Raw genomic sequence first — 18,042 nt, 5'->3', positions numbered from 1 at the left:
CCACCTTTAAATCCACTTATATCTCAGTTAAACTATTTCTGATAAGAAAAAGTGTATTATTTTTTTAGTTCAATTACTATATCATCTAATGCAAATTCATTATTCTTAGGATGATTCTCATCTATAGTAGGACTTGTATCAACTGCTTTTCCCTCTTCATTACCTGATTCTTGATGTACATTATTTGATAAATGTACTTTTGGAGTTATTATTAATTTAGTTGCATTTGGATTTAACTCCCCAAAACTTGACATGGATTTTCCAGCATATCTTCCTTCACTACCTTCATTTGTTGAAACACTCGTTGCTTTATAAACATTTCCTAAATCATCTTTTAGTTCTTCTATTGGAATATCTACAATAAAGTATTTCTCCTGTAAATCCTTTGAAATTTCTTGAGAATAATTTAACGTAAATGTTGCTGACGTTTTAGAAATACTTTCTATATTTAATTGAACTCCATTTTTTTCAGTTGTCTTATTTACCATTTGTTTAACATTATCTAATGCTTTTAAATTAATTTTAAACTTCCAATTTCCACTTATTTCTTTAGAATTTTCAGAGCTCATATCGCCTATATCTGTAAAATTTAATTCAAAGTTTATGTCCTTTCTTTCTTCATTAATAGTAATAGTTTCTTGACCTACATAAGTATTCTTAGAGACTTTTTTTACTTCAGAATTACCCGTTGATCCACCACTATAATATTTTATAGCAATCCTTGGTCCATTCATATTGAAAAACGGATTATCGCCTAAATCTTTATCACTTATTATTTCATAGGTATAAGTCAAATTTTTCCCATCAAATATTGCTTCTTTTATTGTGACTTTAATACCATTACTTTCTTGCGTAACTCCCACCACATCTGCATATTCCTTATATTTATCATATGCACCTGTTCTACCATTATCTATAAACCTAAATATATCTCCAACTATGGGAATTACTGCTGCATAAGATGGATAAGCCACTCCTAAAGTTCCTGCACCTCCAATTAACAAACAACATAAAACTGCTGCAGCTATTCCCTTATTTCTATATGACTTATTTTTATTTATAGACTTCTTTAAATACTTTTTTACCTTTGCTTTTTCAATATCAGTCGCTTCTATCATTTCCATTTCATCTTCATCTATTTCTATATCATTTAGAATTTCATAAATATCTTTCATATTACACTACCTCCAAATTTAGCCTAAGTTTTTTCTTACCCCTATAAATTCTATTGTCTAATGCAGCTCTGGTAAGTCCAAATTTTCTAGCAATATCCTCAGACTTTTCCCCTAGAAAGAACTTCATAATAAATATGTCCCTATCCATAGGCTCAAGAGTGTTAATTAAATTTATCAATTCATTTCTTTCTTCTAGCTTAATAATTTCTTCTTCCACTAATTCATTTGTGCTTATTTCCTTATCCTCTATGCTTACATTCAGATTCTTAACTTCTTTCCTGTAATAATCAATAGCCTTAAATCTTGCTATCTTAAATATCCATTTCTTGAAATCAACTTCTTCACCTGTAAATTTATGTGAATTATTCCATACTGAAAGAAACACATCATTTATGCACTCCTCAATAATTCCATCCTTATTAAGTGGTGAAAGTACTTTATATACTGTGGATTTAACTAATGCCAGATATTTATCCACTATAAATTCTAGTGCATCTTCTTTCCTCTTTTTCAGCCTACTGATATAATTTTTTTCGGTACACCTCATTGAAATTTCTCCAATCCATTATTTTCATAAAAGCTCTTACACTTTATATAACGTAAATAAAAATTTTTTCTCTCATTTCATTTTTATTTGTTCTACATATTTCTATTTTATTACTATATAAAGATTTTCATATTCATTAAATTTATTAAACCTCTTCGTGTTAAATCAAAGTAAGACTCATAGTAAAACGATGATGCCTTCTCTGAATCTAAGAAATACTTTTTTACCTAATTGACTTTCCTTTAATATATAAATTTTAAATAATACAATTAATTTTTTATAAAATCATTTAGTTTATAGTTCTTGCTTATCCCCTAAGACCTAATGGATTAAACCTTTTAGAATTCATATAGATGAACCATAAAATTTTCTTTGTGTCTTTACTTCAACTGTTTTGATTATTTGCTGCTTAAAAAAATTTTAGAATACTTATGTAATCTATGGAATTAATGCGTATATCATATACGAAAACAAAATGAAGGAGGTAAAAATATATGGCTGTAACTAAAACTATTGACTCTGTTTCTCTTAGTATTGAGGTTCAAAAAGGATTAGATAAAACTGGCGATCCAATTTATACTAAGAAAACTTTCTCAGGCATCAAAACAGATGCAGCACCAGAAAATATCTATGCTGTTGCTGATGCAATTAAAGCTGTTATGGAAGCCAATACTAAAGACTACTTTATAAATGAATCTTCTAGTTTAGCAAATGCTTAAGCAGATAAGTGAGAGTCCAAATCTATGATTTGGTTTCTCGAACTTAGTTAAATCATGTATATGATTTAACTTCCTTGACTCTACTCTAAACAGAAAGGTGGTGAATTAAATGGAATATTCTTTATCTATGACTTTTTTAACTGCGGCTGGTGAAAAAAGTACTTTAAGTGTTTCTGGTGCTAAATCAAGTCTTACAAAAGACGAGATTAATGCACTTATGGATACTGTAATCGCTAAAAATGTTTTCAAAACTAATTCTGGTGATTTAGTTAAGAAATCTGGTGCTCAAGTTACTCAAAGACAAGTTACTAAATTTGATGTAGCTTAAGTCTTAAGTAATCTAAAAAAGGAAGCTTATCTCATAGTGGATAAGCTTCCTTTTTTATTATCTTCATTGTCTAATGATTCAATCATTCAAGTTAATACCTCATGAAAAACCATGCTTAAGATTTCTACGTCCCTCATGACTCAAATTTTGCCAAGATTCTATAAATGCCTCTTTCTCCGTTAACACTCATTTTTTACATTCTAAATAGTAAACTGCTAATCTTGTCCTGTCCCCTCTTCAGGTTTAATTTTTATTTTTAATATTTCAGAATATATTCTCATCACTTTCACATAATAAAATTAAGTTTATAATTCCATAATATTTTAATTTAGAAAGGTGAGTGATCTAATGAAAAAGTACCCACTGGCATTTTTATTTTTTTTAATATTAATCTTTCATATTTTTACAATCCCTGTTGGCGCTGAACCAAAAACCTTACATGAAGGATTTTATAAAGCTACAGATTTAAATTTATCCCACGGCATTCATACTGTACAAAATACTTCAACCAGTGATTATGCCTTTATTGCCATTTTCGATTCAAATCAAGTAACTAGGCAATATATGCGATTAGATCCTCAGTCAGACAAGTATATTTTAATACCTTTAGAATCTGAATTTGAAATAATTGTATCTAGTAAAGGTAGCATTATTATAAACTAGATAAAATGCTCAATTCATTTTCTTGTTATCTATAAAAATTTAGAGGTGATTATGTTTATGAAAAAATTTATTTATGCATTACTATTCTTCTTCTTTATTTCTTCTAATATTATGATTTCACCTTGTATGGCTGAAAGTAAAATTCTTAAGCGTGGTTTCTACAAAGTTGAAGATTTAAATTTATCTCTAGATGCTACACATACAGTTCAAAATAATTCTTTTAATGAGCGGATTTACATATTTATTTTAGATTCTACTGAAACTCCTGTTCAAGCTATTCGCATATGGCCCCAATCGCAAAAATTTAATTTATTTCCTCTCAAAGCTGGATATAAAATTATAATAACTGGCGATGGTGAATTAGTTATTTCATAAGAGATGCTTTTATAGTGTCTCTTATGATACGGTTCGCTTAAATTATTCTTCACTTCATTCCCTCCAATAAGACTTTAGAACTTCCCACAAATAAGTATATCTCTCCCCCAAAAATTTCTTCATAACTTATATAGAATTTGAATTTTTTAATACGCTTCATACCAGTTCACTAATTATCACTCTTAGTTATTTCTACAAAGACACCCTCGTTAATTTCTAGTTCTTTTCTTATTTTTTTTAATAATATCTATAACTACTATCAGTAAATATGTTATTAAAGACAATATTAAATAAACTATTATGGCTGGAATTATGCTGCCCATTCTATACCATTGATTAATAGGCAGTATGATTGATAGTGATAATAACAAAAATCCAATCAACATATTTTTTATTGATTTGAATGAAATAATAGTCTGAATTATAAACATTATCGGAAATAAAATATAAATACCAATTAAAATCCACTTACTATATGGGAAATGAGAATCTATAAATATAAATAAGAATGTTAATATACTCGGTAATATAGTTAAAAGTATTTTTTTCATAAATTATGACTCCTTTATTTAATACTATCCCATTTTCCATCTTTCATTTTCAAGGTTTTATTGCAAAAGCTTGCAACAAGATTATCATGTGTCACAACTAATATTGTCTTATTATGTTTTTGATTTAATTCTTGCAATATTTTCATAATTTTAATGCTATTTTCTTGGTCCAATGCTCCTGTTGGCTCATCAGCTAATATAATTTCGCTTTCTTGAGTAAGTGCTCTAGCAATGGCAACTCTTTGCTGCTGCCCTCCTGATAATTGCCTAATACTTTTATTTTTTAAATTCAATATATCTAATTCTTTCAAATACTTTATTGCCTTATTTATTCGTTCTTTTCGTGAAATACCTCTAAATTTAAGAGGAAGCATTACATTTTCTAACACGCTAAGATCTTTTATTAATGCAAAGTTTTGAAATATAAAAGAAATCTTTTCATTTCTGATTTTAGATAACTGATTAAGTTTCTTAAAGTCCACTTGAAAATCGTCAATATAATATTCACCTTTAGTAGGGTTGTCTATACAACCTAATATATTAAGCAATGTGCTTTTACCACAACCAGAAGGCCCCATAATAGCTATAATGTCACCTTTATCCACCTTTAAGCTTATTCCATCTACAGCTATAACTTCGTTATCACCTTTTCCATAGGTTTTATATATATTTCTTAAATCTAATATACTCATTCTGTAAATCCTCCCATCATCTCTTTTGGAGTCAACTTATTTATTTCTTTAAAACTCATTAGCATAATTAAAATAATTGTTAATAACAATATCCCAATTGAAATATATAAATTGAATAATAAGTTTTCATTAATAAAAAATGCATAAACGCTTCCGCAGTTCTTTAAATAAAATAAACTTCCTCCTATGATTCCAATTAGTATATTTATAAGAAATTCAGAAGAAAATGTTTTAAATATATCTTTTTTACTAATTCCAAAAGAATAAAGAATTCCAATCCTATCTACATCTTCAGTTATTTTATAACTAATTGTAGTAATTATTGATGCAGATGCAATAATAGTAATTATAATTATTCTAAATATTTCATAGTACTTTTTTGATTTTATTTCTTCCAAAAATTTATCTAAATCATCACCAAAATCTGAAACAACTATATCATCAGAAATTTTTCTTATATTTGATTCTAATTCAGTTGAATTATTTTCTTTGTCACCATTGAAAAATATCGTTATAGGTTGATATCCAAAATTTTGAAAGAATGTTTCGTCACTAAGTGGAATAACAAATGACTTATTTAATAAAAATGAGCTATCTACACTATTTGTATAATCAAATGCTAATACATCCTTCTTAAATTGCCCTACAATTTTATAAGTTATATTATTAGCTACATAGCTAGTGCCAACCTTAACTTTTTTAGCCAAATCATTTCCGACAATTACAGGTACATATTCATCACTTCTAATCCATTCTTCTTTTGAAATTTCCTGAGTTATATTATTTTGATAATGTTCTATCATTCCATAATTGAATCCAATTGGATGTATCAACTCATCATTTGTATCTTTTTCTGTAAAATTAGACTCTAAGTCTTTAGAATTTAACCCTAAAACATCAATTGGAATATCCGTATACAGATCCCTTTGAATAAAACCGTAAGTATAATTATTTTTTGATATTAATTCAAGACTTTCCTTTATATCATTTTTATAATCTTCAATATCTTTGTTTTCCTTAAGGATCATCTTATAAAACGTCATGAACTTAGAATTATCTATGGAAATTGATCTGTTGTACCTATTTCTATATGACCTATCAAAGTTAATTAAAGAAACCAAAGACGCAGCATAAAATATCCATAAAGCTACTTCCAATATAATTAATACATTAACTATCAAGTTTCTTTTTATATCAAAAAAGATAAATTTGCTTTTCATACTACTTACCTTATTTCTTTCATTATTTTAAATCTAATTACATTAAACAACACTAGTATAGATACAATTATAGATATTATAAATATTAGCATTGAACTTAATATAATATTTGGAATGTTAACAGCTGAATATTGAGATGGGAAAGACTTCATCATAAAATCTATTGTAATTTTTGATAAAGCTAGTCCAGCAATAATTCCAATCGAAGATATTCTTATGATTTTTGCAAAAACCTCTTTAAATACATCAGAGTTTTTAGCCCCCAAGACTTTCATAATAGCAACTTTTTCACGTATATTTTTAGCAAAGAAATATGAAAATAAAAGTAAATTTGCTATACCAAGTATTATTTGATATAAGCTATTTTTAAGTTCGTAAACATTTTTGAATAAATAATCTATAACCGAAGTCCTCGAAATCTCTTTTTCAGAAACATTAATATTTTTCAGGTTAATTTCTTTAATGTCTATATTACTTATATTATTCTTATAAAAAATAACATTAGGAACCTTAGTGTTTATAAAATATAGAGATCTTATAGGAATTATACTGCTATATTTAAATACTTCAGTATTTCCAAGAACCCCAACAACTTTATAATCTTCATTAAATATTTTTATATAACGTTCCCCATTTTTCTCTTCAACTAATCTTTCTAAACAAAAACCTATAATAGCAACTTTTTCATTGCTCATTAACTCTTCTTCAGTTAAGTATCTTCCTTTAATTAAATTTCTACTTTCTATGTCAATCCCATTAGAGCAAGGCCATATATCATTAATATAAAACTTATTATCAACTTGTATTTGATCTTCAAATGGCTTTAAAATAATTTTCTTATATCCTGCCTCTTGAACAGCATCTACTATTTCTGATAAGCTTGGATTTTCTTTATCCTCATCTTTATTTACAACTTCAGCTCCATCAACATATTTAGTCTCATGTACTGTATCTATTTTTAGATACTTATAATCTTTATTAAATCGGTTTTGTTCTGTAACTCTATTATAATTTGAATATACAATACTTACTGTTAAACTAAATGCAAAAGTTGACACTAAAAAACCAATTATTAAAAATAGCTCTATCTTAGTATATTTATTCATATATTACTCCACATGAATATTAGTAACGCACTGATTTTTACTAATATTCTTATCTAAATTTTGATTTTAAACTAGCCTACCTTCACGTAAATGCACTTTTTCTAAACCTATGAGTTTGAGATATAACTCATCTTCCATACGTTTTGTGATGAGGTAGTGTATGTCCACTTTCCTAGCATCGTGGAGTTCTTGCAGCCCCTCTAGCATAGACATGATTATCACTACCTGAAATTGTATTTACGTCTAATGTTTTACATATCTTTATTTTAACATATATAACATTATTGCTAAGATTTATTTTTTCTTATTCTATATTTCTATTGCCACTGGACAAATGTAATTCTACTTCAATTTGGGCATTCGAATCCATCCAGCAAGTTTTATCATTTACCTTACCTACAAATGATAAACTAACAGAAATTAATATAGAATAAATTGTACATACAAAAATAAACGGTAGTTGGATTTCTCATTCCTAACTACCGTTTTTTACTTTTATGAATCTTTCATGAGCTAATATTCAATAATGTTATTTAATTTAATGACATACTTAATTTGAAAAATGACTTTAAAGAGATGTTAACCCTTCCTCTAATTTGATAAGATTAGTTGCAATTTTTATTCCATATAATATATTGCTTTTCTTAACTTGTATTGTTCTTTCTTCATATTATTATTTTCAGTATAGCTTAAACATTATATAATGTTATTGTCATATAGAAAGTCACTATCGTTCATTATCTCATCATAATTACCATCTCTAATAATCGCATGATTACTTGAAAAAACAATTGCTCTTTTAAATACCCCTTTTACATATTCAAAGTCATGGGTAGAACATAAAATAGTTTTTCCTGCATTATTTATAGCTATCATGAATTCTTTTAAAAATCTCTTAGTTTTAGGATCAAGTCCGTTCATTGGTTCATCAAATATATAAACGTCTGGATTTAAAACTACTACGGTAGCTATAGAAACCTTTTTCTTTTCTCCACCGCTCAAATGATATGGCTGTCTATCTCTTAATTCTTCAATTTTCAATAATTTTAGAGTGTCTTCTACCCTTTTTCTAACTTCTTCTTCATCCATTCCCATCTGTCTTGGCCCAAATGCAATTTCATCATATACATTTGAACAAAATAGCTGTACATCTGAATTTTGAAAAACAAAACCTATTTTTTTATGAAAAGCCTTCGAGAACTCTTCATTTTGCATTTTTTTATTATTAATTTCTTCACCTTCAAATAAATAACTTCCACTATCAGCAATTATTAATCCATTAATTAATTTCATTAATGTAGACTTCCCACTTCCATTTACACCTATTAAAGCAATGGCTTCACCTGCATCAATATGTAGGTTTACATTTTTTAGTGCGGTAACTTCAGCATCATATGAATAATTCGCATCTTTTATATCAATCATTAAATCACAACCTATCAAAATAAAAATATGTTAACACAAAAATTATGGTAAGAATAAAACAAACATAATCAACTAGCTTAAATTTAAATTTCGTATATACTTTATATGTTCCTGTAAATCCTCTAGATTCCATTGCTCCATACATCTCTTCTGCCATCTCTTTAGACTTTATAAACATAGTTCCTACGACTCCGGAAAGTGCAGTGCTTTTATGATTGTTTTTACCTACTGATCTTAATTTAAGAGCATAAACCATATTTAATGAAAATTCGCCTAAAATTATAATATATTTTATAGTAATATCAAGTACCAAAATAAATATATCTGGTATTCTAAATATTTTTAAAGTAATTATTAATTCATTCCACTGAGTAGTGCAAGTTAATATACTGACAGAAGCAACTGAAACTAATACTTTTAATGTGATCATTAAGGTATTATTACTATACCCTAAAAAAATAGCTGGTAACAAAATAATAAACGTAAAAATTGCCGCCGCCATACTTGCTTTGACAACATATTTTATTTCTTTTATACTTAAAAGATTTATTAGCACAAGCATAAACACAGTTGTAATTACAATAAAGTGAAAATTTCTGCTTAAGGAAACAAAAATAATTAGTATGAGCGTTGATATTAATTTAGTTAATGGGTTAATTCCAAATTTAGAGTTTCTTATTTTAGTTTGCTGCCTAAACATAGCAAGCACATTAAATATTGACAGAATGCTCTTATCTATAAAAGAATTCTTGTCTTTTAGCGGTGTATAATTGTCTTTCTTTAAAAGCCATTCTGGCATTAATAACTTCCTTTCTTATAACGTATATTAGGCACATTTAAAAGAGAACCCAAATATAAAATTTGGACTCTCACTTTTGTTTCACTACATATTGCTGAATTGATGGAGCACATATAAGTTAAACTAAGATTCAGATTTAAATCACCTCACCTGAATCAAGTTTCACTTTATACTTTTGTTGTCTTTTTCATACTTGCTATTATTCTAAATACTAACAATAGTATTGCAACACCTGCAACTGCAGATAAAATATATCCAAAATTATCTGGAAGACCTGCAACAGAATAATCTGGCATTAATGCATTAAAGCTAAATCCATTTTCCATGCCTTTAGGTATAAATCCTAACGTATTACCACCTGTTACTACAGAACTTATTTCATCAGTTCCCCATTCTCCCCAAGCTGTACCTGTAGCTAATAACCCTAATGGTGAGAGGCATATTAGCGCTATTATTAATCCATATACAGGCTTTGATTTTGTAGTAGCCCCCTCATAGATAATTCCTGGTGAAACTTTTTTTATAAAGCTTAATACGCCAACAGTTATAATTCCTTCTAATACTCCTGCGACTACAAGATGTGGAATAAGCATTGAAGGTATAGTAATTGATAAAGGATAAGGACAATATAGCGGTATACCTGCTGCATCTTTAAAAAGTAATGGCTGTACTCCGAATTCTATTGCTGCACATAAAGCGGCCAAATTTATTCCAATATAAGCTGCAATAAATGTCCCAATATATTCTCCTTTCTCTGTCTTAAATTTCTCTTTTAAAAACTTATAAATATAATAGCCTACAAATGGTATGACGAATGCCATATTAAAGCAGTTGGCTCCAAAGGCTAAAATACCTCCATCACCAAATAGTAATGCTTGAATCAAAAGTGCTATCGTCACTGAAATACATGCCGCCTCAGGGCCTAAAAGAATAGCAATTAATGTTCCTCCTACAGCATGTCCAGTGGTTCCACCTGGTAACGGAACATTGAACATCATCGTTAAAAATGATAGTGATGCCCCCACTCCCATAAGCGGCAATTTCTTTTTAGTTACCTCTTTTTTTACTTTTGTTACAGCTCTTGTCCAAACTGGAATCATTGCCGCCCCCATAACTGCACAGGTAGCTGGGCTTAGATAATTGTCTGGAATATGCATTTTAATTCCTCCTTTAAAGCATGTGAAGATAATTACACTTGTTATTTCCTCAATATGCCCAATTTTTAATAAAAACAAAACCACAAAAACTGATTACAAATAAAGCAATCAACCTTCGTGGTTATTAATAATCCAAATTAATCTATTAATTTATATATGTTGCAATTCACAATGCACATTTCACAACTACAGCCAAAATTCTTTTAATATTTTTAAAATTATGCTGAAGAATTATTTTTGCAATATATATTGTATGAAAACTGTATACCCTCGTAGTATACAATTTTATGATACTATACAATTCCAAAATTGTAAATATTAAATTACCTTTGAATTCTTGTTTTTATTTTTTCTTCAATATATGTAACAAATGAATTTAATCCTTGTCCAGTTCTTGATGATATTCTAAAGGTAGCTGCCAACGGATTTAATTCTTTAACATTTTCTTCTACCTTATTGTCATTAAAGTCAAAGTATTCCATCATATCATACTTACTTAATACAACTGCATCAGCTTTAGAAAATAGTAATGGATATTTTTCAACCTTATCATCCCCTTCTGGAATACTTAAAACAGCAATTTTAAAATCTTCACCAAGTTCAAACTCAGCAGGACATACAAGATTACCAATATTCTCAATAAAAATCAAATCAATTTCGTCTAAATCAAAGTATCCTAAGATATTATAAATTGCTTTTGATTCTATATGGCACTCTCCTTCTGTATTAAGCTGAATGACAGAAATTCCAAGTGAATCAATTTTTTCAGCATCTACTTGTCCCGCAATATCGCCTTCAACTACAGCAATATTAAATTTATCCTTTAATTGTTTTATTAGCTCTATAATCAAACTTGTTTTGCCTGTCCCTGGTGAACCCATCACATTTACTAAATATACATTTTTTCTTCTTAAAATTTCTTTAATATCATTGTTGAAATTTTCGTTTAATTCTAGCAGCTGTTTTACAACTTTAATTTTCATCCATTCACCTCATATCTGCAATTTTTTAATAACTTTATTATTTTGTGTTTCCAATAATCATATGAAATCTCTTCTCTTTATTCTATAATAATATATGTTAAGAACAAAATCACAGATTAATTTCAGTCAATTTAAAATTATATAGCCTTTTTATGAAATATGTGACCACCAATCACTTAATGTTACTAAAAAGCACTTGACTTATAGTTAACTTCAAGGTATAGAATAATATCAGAAACTATAAATAAAAATCTTATTTATAGTTTAGCACTAATTTATTTATACATTAACTACTTTTATTAAATTATATCTTTTAATCATAGCGAAAGGAATGATCATTAATATGAAAATTGCAGTAATAGATGCACAAGGTGCAGGCCTTGGTCAAAACATCATAAAGAGGATCCGTAAAGAAATAGAAAATGATGTTTATATTATTGCACTTGGTACCAACTCATTTGCTACCTCAAAAATGGTACAAGCCGGTGCAAATGTTGGTATAAGCGGTGAAAGGGCAATCAGTTCATTTTGCAAGACAACTAAAATAGATAGTATAATAGGACCAATCGGAATAATCTGTAGTGGAGGTATAAATGGAGAAATTACTACTATGATTTCCAATGCAATATTTAATATGGATTGTACTAAATATATACTTCCATTACAAAAGCATGGCATTTATATTCCTGGAACTAGAAATCTACAAATTAAAGATATAATTGAAGAAATTGTACTTGATATAAAAAATAATATAGAAAAATTCTAATCTAGTATTAATAGATTAAGATTACTTTATTAACACGCCTATAATTAATATCCAATAAATATATTTTTGCTTTTATATGATTAAACTATATTTTTCACTAAGTAAATAGAATAATCTTTTTAGTACACTTCTTATACTCTTGATAATCTGTCTTAGAGTTACTTTCTAATGTCTTTTCTTCAATCTTAATTCTATATCCATAAATGACAGCAATAATTGTTATAGTTACAATAGTTCCAATGATGCTTCTAAGAGCTAATGCTATTCCAATTAAATATAATATACTTCCGCTATATGCAGGGTGCCTAATGTATCTATATGGACCTGTTTGAATTATTTTTTGCTTTAAATCCACTTGCACTGATATGGTGAAAGATCTTCCAAGTGTCAATACTGAATACAACCTCAATATGATTCCAACATAGTAACTGCACAGCCTATCCAAAACATTATTTCAGGTAATATCATTAAATAATTCTTTCTACAAAAAAGATTCAGAAATATTATAGTTATAGTACCAAGTACTAGTATTAAGCAATATCCCCTATTCCTTTTTTCTTATTCAAGTCCTCTCTGTTTATAATGAAGTATAACTAAAAACAAATAGACAGTATATTGACTACATTGGAATAATATGCTATCGTAATTTTAGACAGTATATTGTCCAACTAAGGAGGAGATATTTTATGGATAACTATAAAGCGCTTTTTTTAATACAACAAATATACGCAACTCTGTTTTCTCTCACTAATAAAATTCAAATTAAGGGTGATGAATATTGTGAACCTTTAACTAGCAGACAGCTTATGGCAATGGTTGCTATTATTCATTTACCTGAAAATGAAACGACTCTAAATAATATTTCTAAAAAACTAGGTACAACAAAACAGAGTGTAAAACAATTGATTACTAATTTAGAGAACAAAGGATATGTAATTACTGTGCCAAGCCAATATGATAAACGTGCAGTTAATGTGAAGATTACTAAAGCTGGAACGGATGCCATGATGATAGGTGCCGAAAAATCGATGGAGTTTTTTGGGATGCTTTCTAAAGGTTTTTCCATTGAAGAAATGGAAATCTTATGGACGTTATTAAAGAAATTATATAGATTTGATGGCGAAGAACAAGACGGTTTTGAAGAAGAAGCTGAATTTGACATGGGTGAAGATACACTTGAAATACAAAAGAGAGCATTAAATGAATTTGATAGAGCAAGAAATGAAGGAAAATAAAAAATAAATAAAGGTGGTACAATATTATGAATGATATTCTATCTAATAACTCTCAAGATCTTAATGACTTTTTATCTAAGTATATGAATAAGTGGAAAATTCCCGGAATGGCTGTAGGTATTATTAAAGATGATGAAATAATATATTGCAATGAGTTAGGACTGCGCGATGTTAACAAAAATTTGAATGTTACAAAAGATACTTTATTTGCCATAGGTTCTGCAAGTAAATCTTTTACCTCACTATCAATAGGTATATTAGTTGATGAAGGTAAGCTTGATCTTGATACTCCTATAAAAAAATACATGCCTAGTTTTGAAATGCAAAATAAATATGCTGAAGAACATCTTACATTAAGGGACATGCTTTGTCATCGTTCTGGATTACCTAGACATGATATTTTATGGTATACAAATCCTTCTTTAAGCAGAAAAGAACTGGTAGATAAAATTAAATACTTGGAATTTAGTAAAGATTTCAGAGAAACATGGCAATATAATAATTTGATGTATGCCACAGCTGGCTACCTTGTTGAACTAGTTACAGGAATGACCTGGGAAGAATTTGTGAAATCAAGAATTCTTGAGCCTCTTGGTATGAACAGCACAAATTTCTCAGTAGATGTTTCAAAAAAGTCTTCTGATTACAGTAAGCCCTATGCGCAAAAAGGTGAAGAAATTAATCAAATAGACTTTAGAAAACTAGATGCTGTTGCTCCTGCTGGTTCTATGAATTCAAGTTTAAATGATATGTTAAAATGGCTTAGCCTTCATTTGAATAAAGGTAAAGTAAATGGAAAACAGATTATATCAGAAAAAACTATAAGTGAGTTACATTCACCTCAACTCCCTTGTGAGCTAATCCCTTTAAAGTTTGATGAATTACAATTCTCATCTTATGCCTTAGGCTGGTTTGTTGAAGCATATAGAGGAAGAAAACATGTTAACCATGGTGGAAATATAGATGGATTTTGCTCCTATACGAGTTTTCTTCCAGACGAGAATATTGGCGTAGTTATTCTTACTAATTTAAATAATCCTGTCTGTGCAATGCCTATAGCATACCATATATATGACAAGCTTTTAGGCTATGACCATAGTGATTTTTGTGAAAAACTAGAGGATGAAGCTGCAAAGATGATGAAAGCAATGGAAGCTGTTACTAAGCCTACAATAGACTCAAAAAAAGATAACTCAACTCCATCTCACTCCCTTGAAGAATATACTGGCATATATGAAAATCCAGCATATGGTTCTTTAAAAATCGAAGTAAAAGATAATAGCTTAAAATTAATTTATAATAATATAGACTATACACTTAATCATAAATGCTATGACATTTTTACCATGACAATAATGGAATATTACTTGGTTGATGTGACCTTTAATTATGATAGCACAGGAAATATTAAAAGTGTTTCAATACCTTTTGAGGAGACTGTAAAAGAAATTTTGTTCATGAAATGTAAATAATAATAATATATATATTGCAAAAATAATTCTTCATCATAATTCTAAAAATATTGTAAGAATTTTAGCTGTAATTGTGAATTTTGCATTGCAACATATATAATAATACAGAATTGCATTTATAGATCTTCTTTATTTGCAATTCTCTTTATAAGTTCAGTACCTTCTTCTACAGCAATAATATCTACTCTAAAATCTACTAAAAAACATTGTAAAACTCTATTTTTTAGCAATGCAATTTTCAACCTACATATGCTCTTATTTATTAATAAACACTGACCATGTGTTTTTAATATTTACAAAACTCTAATTATTCCTAATACCAGACCAACGCAAAAACCACAAATAGCACCATTTATCCTTATCCACTGCAAGTCATCGCCTACACGCTCTTCAATCAATTTTATAAGGGTTTCAGTATCCAATCTTTCAATATTATCTCTAACTAATCTGCCTATATTTTCATGATTGGAATTTATGTAACCTGATACACGTTCCTGTATCTGCTGCTCTAATTTATTTATTAAATCAATATCCTCTGATATATTGTCTATTAAATTGTTTAGCATTGGCAGTATATTATTTCTTATGTAGTCTTCTTTAACATAACCTAATATTATATTTTTTAATTCATCTAATATTTTTATTGTAAAGTTATTTAGTTCAACATTACTGCCTAATCTCATTTTATACTCATCTATTTTTTGTATAACTTCTTCATTGTTACTTATGTTTCTTATATTGCTCTGCATTAATTCAAGCAGTGTAATTCTACTGGTATTATCATGTTTTTTTAAATCCTTTAATATTACAACGACTAAATCTTGAGCTATTTTTCCTACTTTATCTTTTCCTAAAACATTTAAGACTGTATTTAATGAATATTGCATTATTCCACTTATCTTTAGTTTATTTATAGAATTGAATACTATATTTCCAAGTTCATTCTTTACTTTATCTTGCTTTACTATCTCTTCAAGCTTAATAAGTAAATTATCTAAAATTTTCTCTTCATAATTATTTCTTAAGAATATGCCAATTAATTTTTCAAGTAAGTTTTTAGAATCTAATGTATTCAAATATTTTTGAATTAGTTTAAGTAAAGATAAAGAAACTTTTCCTATAGGAATATGCTCTATGACACGTTTAATAACATACATTCCTGCTTCTATTCCTTGCTTAGAACATATATTTTTTTTGCATATATTTAATATCTTTTTCACTACTTCTAATTCATGTACTTTATTTATAATACTTGATTTATTGAGCAAGTTGTTTTCAACTATTGATACTAAACCTTCTGTTATTCTTTTACGATTCCTAGGCAGAAGTGCAGTATGTGGAATTGGAATTCCTAAGGGATACCGAAAAAGTGCTACTACTGCAAACCAGTCTGAAAATCCACCTACAACTCCAGCTTCAAATCCACTTTGCAATATAGTTATTATAGGGGTATTTTGTGGAAACAAAGTAATTATGAAACCTATAAACATAATGACTAATAAAATTAAGGCTCTTTGATTAGTTTTCATTTTCATATTATAGCCTCCTATATTGTCAGTATGTAAACATATTGTAAAATTTATACTAGACTGAGGCATAATAAAAAAATTAATTAGCAAATTTAAATTCTGGATCTAATTTATCTAATTTTATATTCCAGTTTGAAGATTTGTAAATATTATAATCAGAAGTTATTGCCATGCATGAAACACCTTGCAAACTGTCTATAAATTTCAAACCATTATCTACACCTGCTATGAAAACAGTTTTGGTTAAAATATCAGCAAGCATATTGCTATCAGGAATACTGCTGTCTACAACTATAGTTACACTCATTACACCATTATCTGTTGGATATCCTGTGCTTGGGTTTAATATATGATGATACCTCTTACCATCCTTTATAAAATATCTTTCATAATCCCCAGAGGTAGAAAGTGCTTGTTCTGATAAATTAATTATTCCTACATAATCTTGATCACTGTCTTTTCTAGGATGCTTAACTCCAACATTCCATGGTGTTCCATCTGGCTTTTGACCAACTGTATATATAGAACTACCTCCAAGGCTTATAATCCCTCCTTTAATATCGTACTTTTTATAAATTTTTAACACTTCATCTGCGGCAAATCCTTTAGCTATTCCACCTAAATCTATTGCCATACCTTCTTTTAGTAACTTAATACTATTATTCTCTTCATTTATACTGATATCATTATATCCAACTAGCGGTAGTTTTGACTTAATCTCATCATCTGTAGGTATTCTTTCGTTATCAGTTCCTATTCCCCAAAGATTTACAAGTGGGCCCACAGTTATGTCAAATACACCATTACTCAACTTAGAATACTTAACTGCGGTTTCAAGCATTTTAATAATCTCAGGATGTACTTGTACATATTCTTTACCTGCAGCTTGATTAATTTTACTTATGTCACTGCTATCTATAGTCACACTTGCCATTTGCTCAATCTCATCTAATCTTGAAAGAGATGCTTCTATAGCTTCATTAGCTTTTGGACCATATGCTTTTAGCTGAAAAACAGTATCCATTTTCAATGCCGTTTTAGTAATAATCTCCTGATTCTTTGAACACCCTGAAAAAATAAGAATACATAGTATGCATGTCATTAACATAGATATTTTTTTAATCACTTTAATCGCCCTCATAATTCATTTTAATAAATTTATTAATCTACCAAACATTTTACATCATTTTAGAGTCATTTTATAGAATTTTTTCCAATAAAGTAATATTTTTATTTAACATTTTATAGATAAACAATATATAACTTAGATTTATGCGCATACCTCACCGAAATGAATAAT

21 protein-coding genes are annotated in these 18,042 nt (G+C 28.3%); 7 read left to right on the top strand and 14 right to left on the bottom strand.

The window, feature by feature from the left end:
- Positions 1-56 precede the first annotated feature (56 nt).
- Positions 57-1,175 carry a DUF4179 domain-containing protein gene (locus L3B96_RS07825; protein WP_238860083.1) on the bottom strand — a complete coding sequence of 373 codons (1,119 nt, stop codon included), beginning with the start codon at positions 1,173-1,175 and terminating at the stop codon, positions 57-59.
- 1 nt (position 1,176) lies between these two features.
- On the bottom strand, positions 1,177-1,722 hold the full coding sequence (locus L3B96_RS07820) for a sigma-70 family RNA polymerase sigma factor (RefSeq protein WP_238860081.1): 546 nt from the start codon (positions 1,720-1,722) through the stop codon (positions 1,177-1,179).
- A 494-nt stretch (positions 1,723-2,216) separates the two neighbouring features.
- On the opposite strand from L3B96_RS07820, the gene L3B96_RS07815 reads away from it, so the two are divergent.
- The 4 genes from L3B96_RS07815 (at position 2,217) to L3B96_RS07800 (ending at position 3,807) form a co-directional block, all read left to right on the top strand.
- Complete coding sequence (locus L3B96_RS07815) at positions 2,217-2,441, top strand: DUF1659 domain-containing protein (RefSeq protein WP_238860079.1); 225 nt, start codon at positions 2,217-2,219, stop codon at positions 2,439-2,441.
- Positions 2,442-2,550: 109 nt separating this feature from the next.
- Positions 2,551-2,769: a DUF2922 domain-containing protein gene (locus L3B96_RS07810; protein ID WP_238860078.1), complete on the top strand. Its 219-nt coding sequence runs from the start codon at positions 2,551-2,553 to the stop codon at positions 2,767-2,769.
- Between the two features lie 348 nt (positions 2,770-3,117).
- The gene (locus L3B96_RS07805; RefSeq protein ID WP_023974570.1) at positions 3,118-3,432 is read left to right on the top strand and encodes a hypothetical protein; all 315 of its coding nucleotides are present in this window, start codon (positions 3,118-3,120) and stop codon (positions 3,430-3,432) included.
- Positions 3,433-3,489: 57 nt separating this feature from the next.
- On the top strand, positions 3,490-3,807 hold the full coding sequence (locus L3B96_RS07800; RefSeq protein WP_238860075.1) for a hypothetical protein: 318 nt from the start codon (positions 3,490-3,492) through the stop codon (positions 3,805-3,807).
- A gap of 209 nt (positions 3,808-4,016) precedes the next feature.
- Here L3B96_RS07800 and L3B96_RS07795 read toward each other — a convergent pair whose 3' ends face one another.
- The 8 genes from L3B96_RS07795 to hypB form a co-directional block, all read right to left on the bottom strand.
- Entirely contained in the window at positions 4,017-4,358 is a 342-nt protein-coding gene (locus L3B96_RS07795) for a hypothetical protein (protein ID WP_026885650.1), read from the bottom strand.
- A 14-nt stretch (positions 4,359-4,372) separates the two neighbouring features.
- On the bottom strand, positions 4,373-5,050 hold the full coding sequence (locus L3B96_RS07790; protein ID WP_238860073.1) for an ABC transporter ATP-binding protein: 678 nt from the start codon (positions 5,048-5,050) through the stop codon (positions 4,373-4,375).
- Positions 5,047-6,270, bottom strand: coding sequence for an FtsX-like permease family protein (locus tag L3B96_RS07785; protein WP_238860006.1), 1,224 nt, complete (start codon positions 6,268-6,270; stop codon positions 5,047-5,049). The genes L3B96_RS07790 and L3B96_RS07785 overlap by 4 nt, the downstream gene beginning before the upstream one ends.
- Positions 6,271-6,275: 5 nt before the next feature.
- Positions 6,276-7,376 (bottom strand): ABC transporter permease, encoded by a 1,101-nt coding sequence (locus L3B96_RS07780; RefSeq protein WP_238860003.1) that lies wholly within the window; start codon positions 7,374-7,376, stop codon positions 6,276-6,278.
- A 696-nt stretch (positions 7,377-8,072) separates the two neighbouring features.
- Positions 8,073-8,801 (bottom strand): ABC transporter ATP-binding protein, encoded by a 729-nt coding sequence (locus L3B96_RS07775; RefSeq protein ID WP_238860002.1) that lies wholly within the window; start codon positions 8,799-8,801, stop codon positions 8,073-8,075.
- 4 nt (positions 8,802-8,805) lie between these two features.
- Complete coding sequence (locus L3B96_RS07770) at positions 8,806-9,600, bottom strand: energy-coupling factor transporter transmembrane component T (protein WP_077856776.1); 795 nt, start codon at positions 9,598-9,600, stop codon at positions 8,806-8,808.
- 167 nt (positions 9,601-9,767) lie between these two features.
- Positions 9,768-10,757: a cobalt transporter CbiM gene (gene cbiM, locus L3B96_RS07765; protein ID WP_023974577.1), complete on the bottom strand. Its 990-nt coding sequence runs from the start codon at positions 10,755-10,757 to the stop codon at positions 9,768-9,770.
- A 323-nt stretch (positions 10,758-11,080) separates the two neighbouring features.
- Positions 11,081-11,740, bottom strand: coding sequence for a hydrogenase nickel incorporation protein HypB (hypB, locus tag L3B96_RS07760; protein ID WP_238860001.1), 660 nt, complete (start codon positions 11,738-11,740; stop codon positions 11,081-11,083).
- A 343-nt stretch (positions 11,741-12,083) separates the two neighbouring features.
- Between hypB and L3B96_RS07755 the strand changes: the two genes are divergently transcribed.
- Positions 12,084-12,506 (top strand): DUF3842 family protein, encoded by a 423-nt coding sequence (locus tag L3B96_RS07755; protein ID WP_238860000.1) that lies wholly within the window; start codon positions 12,084-12,086, stop codon positions 12,504-12,506.
- Between the two features lie 97 nt (positions 12,507-12,603).
- Here L3B96_RS07755 and L3B96_RS07750 read toward each other — a convergent pair whose 3' ends face one another.
- On the bottom strand, positions 12,604-12,951 hold the full coding sequence (locus L3B96_RS07750) for an isoprenylcysteine carboxylmethyltransferase family protein (protein WP_275297125.1): 348 nt from the start codon (positions 12,949-12,951) through the stop codon (positions 12,604-12,606).
- 241 nt (positions 12,952-13,192) lie between these two features.
- Here L3B96_RS07750 and L3B96_RS07745 point away from each other — a divergent pair, with 241 nt between their 5' ends.
- Together L3B96_RS07745 and L3B96_RS07740 are read left to right on the top strand one after the other, a co-directional pair.
- Complete coding sequence (locus L3B96_RS07745; protein ID WP_238859998.1) at positions 13,193-13,741, top strand: MarR family transcriptional regulator; 549 nt, start codon at positions 13,193-13,195, stop codon at positions 13,739-13,741.
- A gap of 26 nt (positions 13,742-13,767) precedes the next feature.
- Positions 13,768-15,213, top strand: a complete 1,446-nt coding sequence (locus L3B96_RS07740; RefSeq protein WP_238859997.1) for a serine hydrolase — start codon at positions 13,768-13,770, stop codon at positions 15,211-15,213.
- A 116-nt stretch (positions 15,214-15,329) separates the two neighbouring features.
- Here L3B96_RS07740 and L3B96_RS27200 read toward each other — a convergent pair whose 3' ends face one another.
- From L3B96_RS27200 to L3B96_RS07730, 3 genes are all read right to left on the bottom strand, one after another.
- Positions 15,330-15,455, bottom strand: coding sequence for a hypothetical protein (locus tag L3B96_RS27200; RefSeq protein ID WP_275297124.1), 126 nt, complete (start codon positions 15,453-15,455; stop codon positions 15,330-15,332).
- A gap of 51 nt (positions 15,456-15,506) precedes the next feature.
- Positions 15,507-16,748 carry a DUF445 domain-containing protein gene (locus L3B96_RS07735; protein ID WP_238859996.1) on the bottom strand — a complete coding sequence of 414 codons (1,242 nt, stop codon included), beginning with the start codon at positions 16,746-16,748 and terminating at the stop codon, positions 15,507-15,509.
- Between the two features lie 73 nt (positions 16,749-16,821).
- Positions 16,822-17,868: an FAD:protein FMN transferase gene (locus L3B96_RS07730; protein WP_238859995.1), complete on the bottom strand. Its 1,047-nt coding sequence runs from the start codon at positions 17,866-17,868 to the stop codon at positions 16,822-16,824.
- Positions 17,869-18,042 lie beyond the last annotated feature (174 nt).

Source organism: Clostridium sp. YIM B02569 (genome assembly GCF_022320765.1).
Lineage (GTDB): Bacteria > Bacillota > Clostridia > Clostridiales > Clostridiaceae > Clostridium > Clostridium beijerinckii.
Note: the sequence above shows the minus strand (reverse complement) of the source record. Positions and strands in the feature narration are given on the sequence as shown.